At 60.4% G+C, this 17,433-nt stretch carries 12 protein-coding genes; 6 read left to right on the top strand and 6 right to left on the bottom strand.

Features of this window, described 5'->3' with window-relative positions; all coding sequences use genetic code 11:
• Positions 1-90: 90 nt before the first annotated feature.
• Positions 91-2,346 (bottom strand): DNA topoisomerase IV subunit A, encoded by a 2,256-nt coding sequence (parC, locus tag FHT82_RS12520; RefSeq protein ID WP_183730508.1) that lies wholly within the window; start codon positions 2,344-2,346, stop codon positions 91-93.
• Positions 2,347-2,576: 230 nt separating this feature from the next.
• Between parC and FHT82_RS12525 the strand changes: the two genes are divergently transcribed.
• Entirely contained in the window at positions 2,577-3,767 is a 1,191-nt protein-coding gene (locus FHT82_RS12525) for a hypothetical protein (protein WP_183730511.1), read from the top strand.
• Positions 3,768-3,838: 71 nt separating this feature from the next.
• Here the strand turns inward: FHT82_RS12525 and aspS are convergent, their stop codons facing one another.
• Positions 3,839-5,629: an aspartate--tRNA ligase gene (gene aspS, locus FHT82_RS12530; RefSeq protein WP_183730514.1), complete on the bottom strand. Its 1,791-nt coding sequence runs from the start codon at positions 5,627-5,629 to the stop codon at positions 3,839-3,841.
• Positions 5,630-5,880: 251 nt separating this feature from the next.
• Here aspS and FHT82_RS12535 point away from each other — a divergent pair, with 251 nt between their 5' ends.
• The 5 genes from FHT82_RS12535 (at position 5,881) to FHT82_RS12550 (ending at position 11,568) form a co-directional block, all read left to right on the top strand.
• Positions 5,881-7,272, top strand: a complete 1,392-nt coding sequence (locus FHT82_RS12535) for a multicopper oxidase family protein (RefSeq protein WP_183730517.1) — start codon at positions 5,881-5,883, stop codon at positions 7,270-7,272.
• Positions 7,273-7,494: 222 nt separating this feature from the next.
• Positions 7,495-7,620 carry a hypothetical protein gene (locus FHT82_RS30550; RefSeq protein WP_281411234.1) on the top strand — a complete coding sequence of 42 codons (126 nt, stop codon included), beginning with the start codon at positions 7,495-7,497 and terminating at the stop codon, positions 7,618-7,620.
• Between the two features lie 95 nt (positions 7,621-7,715).
• Positions 7,716-8,867 carry a ribonuclease D gene (gene rnd, locus FHT82_RS12540; protein WP_183730520.1) on the top strand — a complete coding sequence of 384 codons (1,152 nt, stop codon included), beginning with the start codon at positions 7,716-7,718 and terminating at the stop codon, positions 8,865-8,867.
• Positions 8,868-9,038: 171 nt separating this feature from the next.
• Positions 9,039-10,100: an adenylate/guanylate cyclase domain-containing protein gene (locus FHT82_RS12545; protein WP_183730522.1), complete on the top strand. Its 1,062-nt coding sequence runs from the start codon at positions 9,039-9,041 to the stop codon at positions 10,098-10,100.
• Between the two features lie 109 nt (positions 10,101-10,209).
• Positions 10,210-11,568 carry an esterase-like activity of phytase family protein gene (locus tag FHT82_RS12550; RefSeq protein ID WP_183730524.1) on the top strand — a complete coding sequence of 453 codons (1,359 nt, stop codon included), beginning with the start codon at positions 10,210-10,212 and terminating at the stop codon, positions 11,566-11,568.
• 81 nt (positions 11,569-11,649) lie between these two features.
• Here FHT82_RS12550 and ppx read toward each other — a convergent pair whose 3' ends face one another.
• The 4 genes from ppx to FHT82_RS12570 all read right to left on the bottom strand — a co-directional run bounded on the left by ppx (position 11,650) and on the right by FHT82_RS12570 (position 17,281).
• The gene (ppx, locus tag FHT82_RS12555) at positions 11,650-13,170 is read right to left on the bottom strand and encodes an exopolyphosphatase (protein ID WP_183730527.1); all 1,521 of its coding nucleotides are present in this window, start codon (positions 13,168-13,170) and stop codon (positions 11,650-11,652) included.
• Positions 13,171-13,180: 10 nt separating this feature from the next.
• Positions 13,181-15,385, bottom strand: a complete 2,205-nt coding sequence (locus FHT82_RS12560; protein WP_183730530.1) for an RNA degradosome polyphosphate kinase — start codon at positions 15,383-15,385, stop codon at positions 13,181-13,183.
• Positions 15,386-15,450: 65 nt separating this feature from the next.
• Positions 15,451-16,164: a DnaA regulatory inactivator HdaA gene (gene hdaA, locus FHT82_RS12565; RefSeq protein WP_183730533.1), complete on the bottom strand. Its 714-nt coding sequence runs from the start codon at positions 16,162-16,164 to the stop codon at positions 15,451-15,453.
• On the bottom strand, positions 16,157-17,281 hold the full coding sequence (locus FHT82_RS12570; protein WP_183730536.1) for an AI-2E family transporter: 1,125 nt from the start codon (positions 17,279-17,281) through the stop codon (positions 16,157-16,159). Before FHT82_RS12570 ends, hdaA begins: the two co-directional genes overlap by 8 nt.
• Positions 17,282-17,433 lie beyond the last annotated feature (152 nt).

Below are 17,433 nucleotides of genomic sequence, written 5' to 3' on the forward strand. Positions count from 1 at the left end.
TGCCCTTCTTTTTAGGCCCTTCTTTTGGTGACAGGACTGAGATAGAGGAGTTGCCCCGCCTGCCAAGGGCGGAGCCTCAAAATTCCGGGATCAGCCGGCGAATTTGCCGCTGCGCGGGAAGCCCTTCGGTACGGTACGGCCGGCGGTAGCGCGGTCGGCCAGCCATTCGGCAAGCTCGTCCTTGTTCTTCGTAAAGGTGCGGCCGGCGCTGTCTTCCCAGTTCAGGCCATCGGCGATCGCAAAGCAGCGAATGTCGGAAATGCCGCCATCCTTGTAGCGCTGCAGGCGCACGCCCTTGCCGCGTGTCATCTCCGGCACTTGGCTCAGCGGGAAGACCAGCATCTTGCGATTTTCGCCGACGACGGCGACGTGATCGCCGTTCACGGGAACGAGAAGCTTCGTCTCGTCGGGCATGGAGACGTTCATGATCTGCTTGCCCTTACGGGTATTGGCGACCATTTCCGCTTCCGGCACCACGAAACCATTGCCGGCAGTCGAGACGAGCAGCATCTTGCGCGCCGGGTCGTGGACGAAGGCGGTCAGCACGTCCTGATCGTTGTCCATGTCGATCATGATGCGCAGAGGCTCACCGTGGCCACGGCCACCGGGCAGCTTGTCACCACCGAGCGTGAAGACCTTGCCGCCTGTGGTGACGATCAGGATCTTGTCGGTCGTCTGCGCCGGGAAGGCCACTCTCAGGCCGTCGCCTTCCTTGAAGGTCAGCGCCGAGGTATCGGAAATGTGGCCCTTCAGAGCGCGGATCCAGCCCTTTTCGGAAACGACGACCGTGATCGGCTCCTTCTCGATCATTGCATGCTGGATGGCTTCTTCGTCGGCCTCAGGCGCTTCGGCAAACTGCGTGCGACGACGGCCGATCTCGGTGGCCTTGGCGAATTTCTTCTTCACCTCGCCGATTTCCCAGGAAACCGTCTGCCATTGCTTTTCATCGGAAGCGAGCAGCGCTTCGATATCAGCCTTTTCCTTGGTGAGTTCGTCGTGCTCCTTGCGGATCTCGAATTCTTCGAGCTTGCGCAGGGCGCGCAGCCGCATGTTGAGGATCGCTTCGACCTGAACATCGGTCAGATCCCAGCGCGCCATCATGACGGGCTTCGGCTCATCCTCTTCGCGGATGATGCGGATCACCTCATCGATGTTGAGGTAAGCGACAAGCAAACCACCGAGGATTTCGAGGCGCCTGTCGATCGCGGCAAGGCGGAAGCGCGAGCGGCGCTGCAGGACCTCGCGGCGATGCTCCAGCCACTCCTTCAGCACTTCATTCAGCGCCATGACGCGCGGGATCACGCCCATCGAGAGCACGTTCATGTTCAGCGGGAAACGGCTTTCCAGCTCCGTCAGCTTGAACATGGATTCCATGAGGATGGTCGGATCGACGGTGCGGCTCTTCGGCACCAGGACAATGCGGATGTCCTCGGCCGATTCATCCCTGATGTCTTCCAGCAGCGGCAGCTTGCGGGCAATCAAAAGCTCGGCGATCTTTTCGATCAGGCGCGACTTTTGCACCTGGAAGGGAATCTCGGTGACGATGATCTGGTAGCCGCCGCGGCCGAGATCTTCCGTTTCCCATTTCGCACGCACGCGAAAGCCGCCGCGGCCGGTGCGGTAGCTCTCGATGATGCTTTCCTTGTTGTCGATGATGATGCCGCCGGTCGGGAAATCCGGGCCGGGGATGAATTCGACGAGCTTCTCGACCGTGGCATCGGGATGCTTGATCAGATGCAGTGCCGCGTCGCAGACCTCATGCACGTTGTGCGAAGGAATTGATGTCGCCATGCCGACCGCAATACCCGAGGAACCGTTCGCCAGAAGGTTCGGGAAGGCGCCGGGGAGAACGACCGGCTCGGAATTGGATTCGTCGTAGGTGTCACGGAAATCGACGGCGTCCTGATCGATGCCCTCGAGCAGCAGTTCGGAGACCGCGGTCATCTTCGATTCGGTGTATCGCATGGCGGCAGGACTGTCGCCGTCGATATTGCCGAAGTTGCCCTGCCCGTTCACCAGCGTGTAGCGCTGCGAGAAATCCTGTGCGAGGCGTGCCAGCGCGTCATAGATCGACTGGTCGCCATGCGGGTGATAGTTACCCATCACTTCGCCGACGATCTTGGCGCATTTCCTGAAGGCCGCATTCGGCCGCAGGCCCATGTCGTTCATCGCATAGACGATGCGGCGATGGACCGGCTTCAGGCCATCGCGCACGTCAGGCAGCGCACGGTGCATGATGGTCGACAGCGCATAGCGAAGATAGCGCTCTTCGAGCGCCGCCTTCAGGTCGACCGGATGAATATTGTCGCCGTCTCCGCCAGAAGGCGGTAAAATCTCTTGTCCCATGGAATCCTGACTAGCTCAGAAGTGCCTGTGGGGCAAGGAATCCGGGCATTCCGGCTGTGGATGACGTCTTCGTGCTGACACGAAAGACGGAAAAAAGTATCACCTGAATTTGGACTTCGTTTGCCGATCCTCTCAACAGAAATTTAGGGGTCTGCAAATATAAAGGCGGACCGTTCCGCAGTCGCTTCTTTGTAATATTCAACGGCACTTGCCATCCAGGGGACTTTCTCATGACCTTTTACCGCACAACGCGGCTGATGCTGTCGAGCGCAGCCATTCTTTCGTTCGCCGGTTCAGCATTCGCGCTCGACGGCCAGGATCTCCTGAAGAAGATCAATGCTGCCTACAGCCAGCAGGGCGGGATGATTGTCGCCGCGGATGGCGTCGATATCGAGGGCACGACCGTCACGCTCAAGAATGTCAGCGTCAAGCCAGCCGGCAGCGAGCCGCTTTCGATCGGCGAGGTCACTCTTTCCGGCGTGGAAGAACAGGATGACGGCAGCTACTATATCGAAGAGGCGGCCTTTCCCGATATCAACTCGTCCAAGGATGGCGTCACCGTCAAAGTCCAGGAGATGAGCCTCGGCGGCATTTCCGTTCCCGCTCAGCCCGGCGACACCATCGATTCCATGCTCATCGCCGAAAGCGGCCATACCGGCGCGATGACGATCGTCAAGGATGGCGTCGAGGTCTTCTCGGTGCTTGAGAGCGAAGCAAACGCGACGCTGCGCGAAGACGAATCCGGCTTCGATTTCGACGGCACTTTCAAGAGCATCAAGGCCGATCTCAGTCAGGCGGGGGATACTCCGGACAGCAAGGAAGCGATCGAGAAACTGGCGCTTCAGCACGTCCAGGGTGACATCGCCATGAAGGGTACCTGGGATCTCGAGCCGGGCACGGTCGATCTTTCGGAAATTTCCCTCGACATCACCAACGTCGGCAAGCTGAACTTTGGCCTCAAGATCTCCGGCTACACGATGGCCTTCATCAAGGCGATGCAGGACGCGGTCAAGCAGTCGGAAGCCAATCCGAACAAGGAAGAAGCACAGCAGGCGCTCGGCCTCGCCATGCTCGGCCTTGCCCAGCAGTTGACCTTCGATTCCGCTCAGATCCGCTTCGAAGATGCCTCGATCACCAAGCGCGCACTCGACTATGCCGGTTCGAAGCAGAACGTCTCGGGCCAGCAGATGGCGGATTCGCTGAAGGCCATGACGCCGATCATGCTGGCGCAGCTCAATATTCCGGAACTGCAGAATGCGATTTCGGCTGCCGTCAGCACCTTCCTGGACAATCCGAAGAGCTTGACCGTCAAGGCCACGCCGGACAAGCCAGTCGCCTTCCCGATGATTGTCGGTGCTGCCATGGGTGCACCCAACACGGTGCCGCAGATGCTCGGCGTGAAGGTTTCGGCCAACGATTGAGCCTGTTCTGGATCCAAAAAAGCCCGGCGATGATGAACTCGCCGGGCTCTTTTTGTTGAGGAGCTTGCGCCTCAGTCTTTCTTCACTGGCGGGATCGGGCGGATCGCCAGTTCGCGAAGCTGGGTGGGCGTTGCCGGGGTCGGCGCACCCATCAAGAGGTCCTGAGCCTGCTGGTTCATCGGGAAGAGCGAGATTTCGCGCAGGTTCTTGGCGCCGACGAGCAGCATGACGATGCGGTCGATACCGAAGGCCGCACCGCCGTGCGGCGGTGCGCCGTACTGGAAGGCGCGATAGAGGCCGCCGAAACGATCTTCGACGTCCTGCTGGGTGAGACCCACCTTTTCGAAGGCGGCGACCATGGTTTCCGGCGACTGGTTACGGATCGAGCCCGAGGCGATTTCGAAGCCGTTGCAGACCGCGTCGTACTGGAAGGCCTTGATGCCAAGCGGATCCTGGTTCTGCAGCGCATCGAGGCCGCCCTGCGGCATCGAGAACGGGTTGTGTGCGAAGTCGACCTTCTTCTCTTCTTCGTTCCATTCGAAGAACGGGAAGTCGACGATCCAGCACAGTTCGAAACGGTCGCGGTCGATGAGGTTCAGCTCGTCGCCCGCGCGGGTACGCGCTTCGCCTGCGAACTTGTAGAACTTTTCCGGCTCGCCGGCGACGAAGAAGCAGGCATCGCCATCACCGAGGCCGAGCTGCGTGCGGATAGCATCGGTGCGCTCTTCGCCGATATTCTTGGCGAGCGGGCCGGCACCCTCAAGCTTTTCGCCTTCCTTGCGCCAGAAGATATAGCCGAGGCCGGGCTGGCCCTGGCTCTGCGCCCAGGCGTTCATGCGGTCGCAGAAAGCGCGCGAACCACCAGTCTTGGCCGGGATCGCCCAGACCTGAACCTTGGGGTTGGAGGCGATCATGTTAGCGAAGACCTTGAAGCCGGAGCCGGCGAAATGGTCGGTCACGGCTTCCATGACGATCGGGTTACGCAGGTCCGGCTTGTCGGTGCCATATTTGCGGATCGCTTCGTCATAAGGGATGCGCGGCCATTCCTTGGTGACCGGCTTGCCTTCGGCAAACTCTTCGAAAATGCCGGTCATCAGCGGACCCATCGTGTTCCAGACGTCTTCCTGGGTCACGAAGCTCATTTCGAGGTCGAGCTGGTAGAATTCGCCCGGCAGGCGGTCGGCGCGCGGATCTTCGTCACGGAAGCACGGCGCGATCTGGAAGTAGCGGTCGAAACCGGCAACCATCAGCAGCTGCTTGTACTGCTGCGGAGCCTGCGGCAGTGCGTAGAAAGTGCCGGGATGGATGCGGCTCGGCACTAGGAAGTCGCGTGCGCCTTCCGGGGAGGATGCCGTCAGGATCGGCGTCGTATATTCGGTGAAACCGACATTGCCCATTTCGCGGCGCATGGCGGAGATCACCTGCGTGCGCTTGACGATGTTCCGGTGCAGCGTTTCGCGGCGGAGATCGAGGAAGCGGTATTTGAGGCGAACCTCTTCCGGATAGTCCGGCTCACCGAAGACCGGCAGCGGCAGTTCCTTGGCAGCAGAGAGAACTTCGATCTCCTGCGCGTAGAGCTCAATCTCGCCGGTCGGCATGTTCTTGTTGACGGTATCTTCGGTACGGGCCTTGACGAGGCCGTCGACGCGGATGACCCATTCGCCGCGAACGGTTTCTGCCTGCTTGAAAGCCGGCGAATCCGGGTCGGCAACGATCTGCGTCGTGCCGTAATGGTCGCGAAGGTCGATGAACAGCACGCCGCCATGATCTCGGACACGATGGACCCAGCCGGAAATACGGACAGTCGAGCCGACGTCCGATTTGCGAAGAGCGGCGCATGTGTGGCTGCGGTAGCGGTGCATGATCTCAATTCCTGGTATTTGGCTTAAGACGGCGGCATGGTCCGCAGACCTGCAGCGCCGACAAGAAAATCGGGCGGACAAGCGCATGGACGCTTTGATTTGTCAAGACTTGGCGCGGCCGACGGGCCGTTTGCGTCAGCGTTTCCGAGGGAGTTGCGGTGCTCGCGCTGCGGCAGTTTGGCAGAAGCCAGCATATTGATGAAGACGGCAGTCAACTTTAAAAGGAGGCATCTTCAAAGACGGAGTTTCCGATGCCCCTGCTCACACGCCGCAACCTCATCAAGGCTTCCGCTGTCGCCGGCGCCTATGGTGCGGGCATGGCCATTGCGGGACGGTTCGGGCTGGCGGAAGCCGCACCCGAGCCGCGTGTGCTGACGGCACGCAGGACGGAAGCACAGATCGTCGATGCAGCCGCAACCAAGGATATCATGACATGGGGAGACGAAGGCCTGCCGCCGGTGCTGAGGATGCCGCGGGGAAAACCCTATGCGGCGCGGCTGAGCAACAGCCTCGAAGAGCCGACGACGATCCATTGGCACGGGCTGCGCATCGACAACAAGATGGACGGCGTGCCCTTCATGACGCAGCCCTATGTCTATACCGGCGACAGCTTCGATTATCTCTTCACGCCACCGGATGCCGGCACCTTCTGGTATCACCCGCACTGCAACACGCTGACCCAGATGGGTCATGGAATGACGGGCGTACTTGTCGTGGAAGATCCATCGGATCCCATCTTCGATGCGGAGGTCGTGCTCAATCTGCGCGACTGGCGGCTCGGCGGCGATGGACAGTTCATCGCGCCGTTTCGTCCGCGCGATGCGGCCAAGGCCGGTACATATGGCACGATACGTACCGCAAACTGGCATCAGGAGCCGGCATATGACGCACCTGCGGGTGGGCTGATCCGCCTGCGCATCGCCGCCACCGATGTGACCCGCATCTTCCAGCTTAAAATGGAAGGTGCCGATGCGACGGTCATTGCCATCGACGGCAATCCGGTGCCGAAGCGCTTCCCGCTCGACCTCCTGCAGATCGGTCCGGGGCAGCGGCTCGATCTTGCCGTTCGCATGCCCGACAGCGAGGGTGCGGTCGCGACGCTCGAAGATATCCGTGGTACGACGCCGAAGGTGATCGCGAGCCTGCGCGCCATCGGCCAGTCGCTGAAACGCGATATCGGCGATCTCGGCGCGCTCGCGGAAAATCCGGTGCCGAAGGCCGATCTCTCGTCTGCGGAAACAATCCCGCTGGTGCTGTCCGCTACCGCAGAGAACGCGGCCGTCGACAGCATTTGCGGCACGCTCGGCTACAGCTTCTGGGCCATCAACAAGGTGCCGTGGCCGGGCGACACGTCCGATCCGACTGCGCCGCTCGCCGAGCTGAAGCTCGGCAAGAGCTACATCTTCAATCTGGAAAATGTCACGCCGCACACCCACCCGATCCATCTGCACGGCATGAGCTTCACTGTCATCTCGTCCTCGACGCGCCAAGTCATGCCGCTGATGTCCGATACCTACCTCGTACAACCGGATGAGAAGGTGCAACTCGCTTTCGTCGCCGACAATCCCGGCGACTGGGTGCTGCATTGCCATATCATCGAGCACCAGAAGACCGGCATGACGAGCTACGTTCGCGTGGTTTGATATGATGACGCTTTCGGAACCAAATATCTGGCAAATGCGACCGACAGGGCATCAACGTCCTGTCTGACGGTTGGGGTTTTCGCCCCGATCGCCGCGGCGCTTTATTCCGCAACAGGGACTATTGCTTCAACCTTCACGTTCGTGATCGGTGCCTTCTGTTGGCTTTCGGCCGCGGTTGCATTACATTTGGCAGGAAGACGCGCACTTAAAGGTCTGCCCCTAATGAGCGGCATCGAAATCTTCGCCTTTATTATCCTGCCGGCGATGGTCGCCATCGGCGGGTGGGTTGCCGTGCTCGCGAACGAACGCAGCAACCGCAGAAAACATCGCCTGCATCCCGGCGAATAAGACTTCGCGAAGGTGAAGCCCGCTCACCGTATTGACATATCTCTTCGAAAGGGGAAGGAAGGTTTAACCGACCTCTTCCTTGCGAATGAACTGATATGATCGAAACCACCGCCGATCTGGCGGCCGCCTGCAAAGAGCTGGCCAAGTCCGATTTCATTACCATCGATACTGAATTCCTGCGTGAAACGACCTTCTGGCCGGAACTGTGCCTGATCCAGATGGCGAGCCCGACGGTGGAAGTACTGGTCGATCCGCTGGCGAGGGATATCGATCTTTCACCCTTCTTCGAGCTGATGGCCAATCCTGATGTGCTGAAGGTGTTTCATGCAGCGCGGCAGGATATTGAAATCATCTTCAATCGCGGCAACCTCATCCCTCACCCGATCTTCGATACGCAGGTCGCCGCCATGGTCTGCGGCTTCGGCGACAGCGTCTCCTACGACCAGCTCATCAGCCGCACGAAGAACGTCCATATCGACAAGTCTTCGCGCTTCACGGACTGGAGCCGCCGGCCGCTCTCCGACAAGCAGCTCGAATATGCGCTGGCCGACGTCACCCATCTGCGCGACGCCTATCTCTATCTCAAGGCGGAACTGGAGCGCGAAGGCCGCGCTTCCTGGCTGCGCGAGGAAATGGACATTCTGGAATCGCGCGAGACCTACGACATCCATCCTGACGATGCCTGGCAGCGCCTGAAGCTGCGCCTGCGCAAACCGCAGGAACTGGCGATCCTGAAATATGTCGCCGCCTGGCGCGAGCGCGAGGCCCGCTCCCGCAACGTGCCGCGTTCGCGCGTGCTGAAGGACGACGCGATCTACGAGATCGCCCAGCAGCAGCCGAAGGATGCCGAAGCATTGGGCCGCCTGCGGACAATTCCGAAGGGCTGGGAGCGCTCGGCTACCGGAGGGGCGGTGCTCGAAGCCGTCAACACCGCGCTTGCACTGCCACGGTCCGAAATGCCGCATGTACCGCGCCAGGCACAGCCGCCGGAAGGTGCTGCAGCGGCGGTCGAGCTTCTCAAAGTGCTGCTCAAGCTGATCTCCGAAAAGCATGGCGTGGCGCCCAAGGTGATTGCCAACAGCGACGACCTCGACAGGATCGCGGCTGAGGGCGAAACGGCCGATGTGGGCGCGATGCATGGCTGGCGGCGCGATCTTTTCGGCGAGCCGGCGCTACAGCTCATCCGCGGCGAGATCGCCCTGCGCTTCGCCGGTCGCAAGGTCGAGACCGTCGCGCTGCCGGCTTAAGCAGTTTCAAACCTTCAGGTTCGCCGACCGCACTTCAAATCGTTGTTACGCATGTCGTTGTCGCAAAACAACTGCACAGTTTTTCGCGACCTGCCTTAAATTCGAAATGTCTTGACCATAGCACTGCGCGGGAAACAATAGCCGAATGACGTGCTTCGGCGAAAGGGCGGCATGAGAGAGATATCCCCGACGCAGAACTGGATCCTGATCGCGCTCGTCCTGGCACTCAGCGGCGTGGTCTACGATCTTTACTACTATAGCGGCCAGACGCCCATCATCGGAGCGATCTTCGCGCTCTTCATCGGCATGCCGATCCTCGCCTTCGAGCGCAGGGTATTCTTGCGCGGCCTCTACCGGCGCATTCAGAGATTTCCGACACTGCTCTTCATCATCACCGAGCTCGTCATCTATGAAATCCTGATGAGCATCGGCTTTGCGGCTGCCGGTTTCCTTCTCACTCTGCTGGGCGCTCTGAAGCCACCGAAGATGATCGACGTGCTGATCATGCCGTTCGATATCTTTCTCTATGCGCTTGCTGTCTGCACGATGCTGATCTTCCTGCTCAGGGTGCGCGAATTGCTGGGGCGCGAAGTCTTCGTCAGCATGCTGGTCAGCCGCTACCGCAATCCGGCGAAGGAAGAGCGCGTCTTCCTGTTCATCGATCTCGCCGAGTCCACCGCCTTTGCCGAAAAGCATGGGGACCTGCGCGCGCAACAGCTTCTGAGTTCGCTGTTTGCGGCCTTCGCAGAGCCGGTGCGGCGCCACAAGGGCATGATCAACGACTATGTGGGCGATGCGGCGATCATCACCTGGCCCTTAGCGCGCGGCACCAAGAATGCTCGTTGCGTGCGATGCCTTTTCGATATCCTCGCCGATATCGAAGCTAATGCCGCAAGCTGGAAGAAGAGCTACGGTCATGTGCCGAAGCTCAGGGCCGCTCTTCACGGCGGCAGTGTCATTACCGCCGAAGTCGGCGTCGATCATCACAAGATCAGCTTCTTCGGCGATACCGTGAACACCACGGCGCGGCTGGAGTCGCTTTGCCGGACGCTGAACCGGCCGGTGCTGATTTCCGCAGAGCTTGCCCAACGTATGACGCTTCCCGAGGATATCGTCGGCGAAAACCTCGGCAATCACGCGGTGCGCGGACGCGGCCAGGGGCTCGATGTCGTCGCCCTTTCTTCGCGCGCCGTGACCGTTCTCAATCAGCCGGCAACCCTGCGGCGCGGTTGAGCCGGGGCTTTATCCACACGTCACCAAAGCTTCACCCAACCGTCAATGTGCCGACATGAATGCCCTGCTAAGCGGATGGCGCTTTTGCACTCCGTTCTATGGGGACATCATGAAGAACGTTCTTTTTGCTTCCGTATCACTTTTCATGCTCGTCGCAGGCTCCGCCTCCGCCGACCAGCAGCATTTCCCGGCGAAGCTCGCCGGCCAGGCCATCCTGCCTGCCAACACGCTGACCCCGGCCCCGGCCGATGCACCGGCCTTCCTGAAGACCTCCGGCAAGTTCACGACGCCGGACCGCAAGCGCACCGAAAAGCTCGGCACGATTGCCGGCAAGGACGGCGCCCGCGTCACCGACGTCAAGCTGCCGCTCGACGGTCAGCCGATCCAGGGCTTCTCCGGCATCAAGACCATGCCCGACGGCACCTTCTGGACGCTCTCGGACAACGGCTTCGGTTCGAAGTTTACCTCGTCCGATTCCATGCTGTTCCTGCATCAGCTGAAGTTCGACTGGAACGCCAACAAGGTTGATGTCGTCAAGAACGTCTTCCTGTCCGACCCGAACAAGATCGCTCCATTCCCGATCGTCACGGAAGCCTCCGATACGCGCTACCTCACCGGCGCCGATTTCGACATCGAATCCGTTCAGCCGGTTGCCGACGGCTTCTGGCTCGGCGACGAGTTCGGCCCGTTCCTCCTGAAGATCGACACCGAAGGCCGCCTGACGGACGTCATCCCCACCACGCTCGACGGCAAGCCGGTCCTGTCCCCCGACAATCCGCTGATCCAGCTGCCGGGCAACCCGGCCGCCAAGAACCCGGTCTTCAACCTGAAGCGCTCCGGCGGCTTCGAAGGCCTGGCCATGTCGAAGGACGGCTCCAAGCTCTACGGCCTGCTCGAAGGCGCCATCTATCAGGATGACGGCAAGATGGAATCGGTTGACGGCCACACCGCCATCCGCGTCATCGAATTCGACGTCGCTTCCAAGAAGTGGACCGGCCGCAGCTGGCTCTATCCGTTCGAAGACAAGGGCGCCTCGATCGGCGACTTCAACATGCTCGACGAGTCCACCGCTCTCGTTATCGAACGCGACAATGGCGCCGGCACGAAGGACAAGGCCTGCGCCGATCCCAAGCAGCCGAAGCCGGATTGCTTCGAAGCTCCGGCGGAGCTGAAGCGCGTCTACAAGATCGAGTTCAATGACGCCAACGCCGGCAAGGCCGTTCGCAAGATCGGCTATATCGACCTGCTGAACATCCAGGATCCGGACAACAAGAAGAAGGCCGGAGACATCGCCGGCGTCTACAACATGCCGTTCGTGACGATCGAAAACGTCGACCGGGTCGACGCCACGCACATCATCATCGGCAACGACAACAACCTGCCCTTCTCGGCCGGCCGCGCCGTCGACAAGGCTGACAACAACGAGTTCAGCATCCTCGAAGTTGGCGAGTTCCTGAACGCGAAGTAATTCGTGTTTGAAGTGATTGAGAGGGCGGCGCGAAAGTGCCGCCCTTTTTTTTGGCCGCAAGGCAGCCCTGGTCGGATCGGCCTATTCGAACCGGAATGCCAGCCGCTTGTTCGTCAGCCGCGACAATTGCTGCAGGCGGCCATCCAACCGCTCTCCGGCGAAATCGCGATATTCGTGCGGGACCACAAACTCCAGATCGAGATCGGGGGACGCGGACTTGCGGAAGGTCAGGTCGCGTACGATGCCCGGCATGGAGGCCGAGAAGAGGTAGACGACGCGCAGCATGCCGCCGAGCAGCTTGGCGCGCTCGATGAATTGCGGGCCGGCGATAGAGGCGAGCGGCGCCGTCGAGCCGTCGTCGTGAAGACCTTCGAAGCGATAATAATTCGTCAGCGCGATAAAGGCGCGGCCGGGATGGCTGATGCCGACGAAGGACGAGTGGGCGATGACGTTCAGCGCCTGGGCACCGCGATAATCCGGGTGAGCACGCCAGCTGATATCGGCAAGCAGGCAGGCGGCCTGGCGATAACGGCTTTCCTCTTCCGTTTCCTGCACGCCGAAGAAAGGCATCATGCGACCGGTCCAATCGGCAAGCTCGCGGGCATGTTCCGGCGAACGGGCACGCAGGATGGCAAGCTCGCCGGCAGCGGCAAGCAGCGGGTCCGACCGGCGCTCGGATTCTGACAGCAGCGAGTAGAGATAACCTTCGCGCACACCCTGCGCGGAAAAGGAAATCACCGAAGGCTTCATGGCGTTCAGCACTTCCTTCATGGCGATGGCGCCGAAGGGCAGCAGCGAACGGCGATGCTTGGAAACCGCCTGAAGTGCAGGCTCCTTGGAATCCTTGGCGGTGACGACCTGATCCAGGAACTGCGTCATGCCTTCGAGGGAAACCTCGTAGCCCTGCATCATGTGCAGCGGATAGCGGGTGATCTCCATGTGCAGCTTGGCGATGTTTCGCCAGGTGCCGCCGACGGCGTAGAAAGTGCGCCCCTCCCCCTTGGAGAGAAGCCTGGCGGTCTTGACCTGCTTGCGGGCAAAAGCGCGCGCTTTAGAAAGCGAGCCGCCGGCATATTCGGACAGACGCAGACCGCCGAGCGGCAGGGTAATACCGCCGCTGACATCCTTTCCCCTGATATCGATCAGTTCCAGAGAGCCGCCGCCGAGATCGCCGGCTATGCCATCGGGATTGTAAAAGCCGCTGATGATGCCGAGCGACGCAAAGCGCGCCTCTTCCTCACCTGAGAGTATACGGACGTGCCGCTGCAGGATCGTCTCTGCCTGATGGATGAAATTGGGGCCGTTGCTCGCCTCGCGCGCCGCAGCCGTCGCCAGCACATACATGGTGGCGGCGCGCGCCTGATCGGAGAGGGCCTTGAAGCGATGAAGGGCCTGAAGCGCCCGTGCAACGCTTTCTTCATCCATCTTGCCGGTGAGAGCTATGCCCTTGCCGAGGCCACAAAGGACCTTTTCGTTGAAGAGGATGGTGGGCGAACGCGACAGACCTTCGTAGACGACCAGACGGATGGAGTTCGATCCGATATCGACAACGGAGACCGGGGCGATACCCGGAAGTCGCCCCTGGGCTTCAGATTCAACCATTAGGTCCAGTTTACTTGTTGTTTCGGCCTTCGAGCAGACCGGCGATCAGCTTCGGCGCACTCGATTTCAGAGCTTCACCGCGGCCGGACAGGCTGGGATTGGTCATGAAATATTGCTGCGCGTTAAACGGTTCTTCGCCCTTGCGCACTTCCATGCGCCGTGACGTACCGTCGGGCAATATCTCGTAGCTTTGTTGGTTGTCAATCACGTTGCCGAGCATAATCTGTGACAAAACCTGCTCGTGAACGGTCGGATTTGTCAGCGGAACGAGGGTTTCGACACGACGATCGAGGTTTCTCGGCATCATGTCGGCCGAGCCGATATAGACCAGAGCCTTGTCGGACGGCAGGCCGTATCCATTGCCGAAGCAGAAGATGCGGCTGTGCTCTAGGAAGCGGCCGACGATCGATTTGACGCGGATCTTATCGGAGAGGCCCGGCACCTGCGGACGCAGGCAGCAGATGCCGCGAACGACGAGATCGATCTCAACGCCGGCACGGCTCGCCGTATAGAGCGCGTCGATGATGTCAGGGTCAACAAGCGAATTCATCTTCATCCAGATGGCTGCCGGACGACCGCTGCGGGCGTGCTCGATCTCTTCGTTGATGTGGCGAAGGATGCGCGGGCGCAGCGTGTAGGGCGAAACGGCAAGCTTCATCCCTTCTTCCGGCTCACCGTAACCGGTGATGAAGTTGAAGATGTTGGCCATATCGTGGGCGATCACAGGATTGCACGTGAAGAAGGACAGGTCGGTATAGATCTTCGCGGTGATCGGATGATAGTTGCCGGTGCCGAGATGGCAGTAGGTGCGCAGCTTGCCCTCTTCGCGGCGCACGACCAGCGACATCTTGGCGTGGGTCTTGAGCTCGATGAAACCGAAGACGACCTGCACGCCGGCGCGCTCCAGGTCGCGCGCCCAGCGGATATTGGCTTCTTCGTCGAAGCGGGCCTTGAGCTCCACCAGCGCCGTCACCGACTTGCCGGCCTCGGCGGCGTCGACGAGAGCGCGCACGATCGGGCTGTCATTGGAGGTACGGTAGAGCGTCTGCTTTATCGCCAGAACGTCAGGATCGCGCGCAGCCTGGAGAAGGAACTGGACCACCACGTCGAAAGACTCGTAGGGATGATGGACCACCATGTCCTTTTCGCGGATAGCGGCAAAGCAATCACCGGCGTGTTCACGGACACGTTCTGGAAATCGCGCGTTGTAGGGCGGAAAGCGCAGGTCGTCGCGCGGCGCCTTGGTGATTTCCGAGAGTGTGTTCAGCGCCAGAAGGCCGGGCAAAACGGCAACGCGGTTATCCGGAATGCTGAGTGCCTGGACCACGAACTGGCGCAGCGAAGCCGGCATCTCGGAATCCGTCTCGATGCGGATGACCTTGCCGCGGCGGCGGCGCTTCAGCGCGGTCTCGAAGAAGCGGACGAGATCTTCAGCCTCTTCCTCGACCTCGATATCGCTGTCTCTGATGACGCGGAACGTACCCGAGCCCTGCACCTCGTAACCCGGATAAAGCCGGTGGATGAAGATGTTGGCGACATCCTCCAGCGTGATGTAGCGGATCGTGCTGCGGTCATCAGGCAGGCGGATGAAACGGTCGAGTGCCGGCGGCAGGCGCAGCAGCGCCGTCATCGGCTCGCGGCCATTGCGGCTGACAAGCTGCAGGCCGATCGAGAAGCCGAGGTTCGGAATGAATGGGAACGGATGGGCAGGATCGATGGACAGCGGCGTCAGCACCGGGAAGATCGACTGCTCGAACTCGTTTGCCAGCCACTGACGGTCGGAATCGCTCAGCGCGCCGGGGCGCACGATCAGGATGTCTTCCTTGGCGAGATATTGCTGCAGGACGGCAAGCGAGGCCTGCTGTTCCATCTGCAGATGATCGATCTCGCTGAGGATCGAGTCCAGCTGCTCGGCGGGCGTGCGGCCATCCGGACTCTTGATCACGATGCTCTGGCGCACCTGGCCTTCGAGGCCGGCAACGCGCACCATGAAGAATTCGTCGAGGTTGGCAGCCGAGATCGACAGGAAACGCACGCGCTCCAGGAGCGGATGCTCGGTGTTCAGCGTCTCTTCGAGGACGCGGCGGTTGAACTGCAGCCAGGAGAATTCGCGGTTGATGAAGCGCTCGGGGCTGGAGAGAAGCTGGTCCAGAGGCAGCTGGTCTGCGCTGTTATCCGGGGCGAGTTCCTGATGTTCCTGGTATGCGCTGTCCATGATCCACTCACCCCGCTTTCAATCGCTTTGGCGAATATATCAGTTTCACGACGGAACTGTGACAGTCAATCGCCCGAGCCGGAATTGCCTAATTCATTCAATACTTCGGCAGCGAGAGTGCGGGTAATCCCCGTGCCTCTGGAAAGCGCCAGCCGATCGAGCCTTTCGACAATTGTCTGGGCGGCGTTGAGCGACCGCTCCATGCGATTGACGATATAAAGGACGAGTTTGTCATCTATATAAAGCTGCCGGTCGGCAAAGAGCTTGACGATGACCTGCGAGAGCAATTCCTCATCGGGCTCGCCGATTTCGACGACAGTCGCAGCCTTCAGACGCGAGCGCAGATCGGGCAGCGTGACCGGCCAGGACATGGGCCAGAGGCGGCTCGTCATCAGGAAGCTGGTGCCGTTTTCCCGCACGCTGTTGATGACGTGGAAGAGGGCGTTGTCGTCGAAGCCGACGCGGTCGACATCCTCGAAAAGGACGGGGCCGTTTGCGGCCACGACCGCAGCATCGGAACCGGCCTGAGGATGGATGATTTCCGCCCCGCTCAATTCCTTCCAGATGCCGGCGAGATGCGATTTGCCGGAGCCGACAGGACCGGCAAGGATGACGACTGCCGACGGCCAGTTCGGCCAGGCATCGACGATCGAGACCGCGGCAGCGAGACGCTCCGAGATCAGGAGATCATCGCGGCCGGTTGCAGCGTCATGCGAAAAGGCCAAGGGAAGCTGCTCTCCGGCCTTGCGCTTCGGATCAGCGTTCTTCACGTCATTCATCGGAAACAGATTTCGTCTTCCCGGCACGGCCGCCCGGCGACCTGCCATAGTAGAGATCGCTTTGAAGGTAGCGCGAAAGCGCAAAGCGGACAAGGACGCCGACGGCTGCAGCAGCCGGCACCGCGACCAGCAGACCGACGAAACCGAAGAGCGCACCGAAGGCAAAGAGCGCAAACATCAGCCAGACGGGGTGCAGGCCGACGCTGGAGCCGACGAGCTTCGGCTGCAGGATATTGCCTTCAAGGAACTGGCCAGAGAAGAAGACCGCGAGAACGGCGATAATCCAGATATAATCAGGCCAGAACTGGACGATCGCCACGCCGATCGCGAGCACGAGACCCACGAGCGAACCGACATAGGGAATGAAGCTGATCATGCCCGCAAAAAGGCCGATGAGCAGGCCGAAATTCAGGCCGACGATCGAAAGGCCCGCCGCATAATAGATGCCGAGGATCAAGCAGAGCGAACCCTGCCCTCTGATAAAGCCGGCAATCGCCTGATCCATCTCTCTTGCGATCTGGCGCACATCGCTCACGTAATCGCGCGGCACCCATTGATCGACCTTGGCAACCATGCGGTCCCAATCGAGCAGGATATAGAAGGCGACGACCGGTGTGACGACGAGCAGCGAGATGACGTCGACGATCGCCTTGCCGGAATTCCAGATCTGCGAGAAGAGGCCGGTCAGGAAGCCCATTCCTTCCGACAGGATGGTTGAGAAATTGTTCTTGATGGTGCCGAGCTGGCTCTTGATCCAGCCGGGCAGCACGGAATCCTGGTAGTCGGCGATGAATTCCTGCAACTGGCTGATATAGCCCGGCACGCGCTGAGCAAAATCGTTGAACTGATTGATAAGCACAGGGATCAGGATCACCAGCGCCAGCGCAAAGACGATGACGAAGGCCACCAGGATGACGATGGTGGCCATCAGACGGCTCAAGCCGAGGCGTTCCAGCCTGTCTGCTATGGGATCGAGGAAATAAGCGATCGACATGCCGGCGATAAAGGGCAGCAGGATCGAGCTGAAAATATAGAGGAAGGCGATGAAGATGAGCAGAACCGCCACCCAGAAGATGACCTGGCGCTTCAGTATCGTTCCGCTGACCTGTTGTGGCATCGCTTCCCCGCTGACCGCACGCCTTGCCCGTGCCCATCCAGCACATAGGATGGAGGCGCAAAGATGGTCAACCCCGTTGCACCAAATCCGGAAAGCGCACAGGGATTAGCTGGAAAATGGGGGCTTTTCCCTTGCAACGCTTGCATAAAGCG

Source organism: Rhizobium sp. BK275, assembly GCF_014193555.1.
Lineage (GTDB): Bacteria > Pseudomonadota > Alphaproteobacteria > Rhizobiales > Rhizobiaceae > Rhizobium.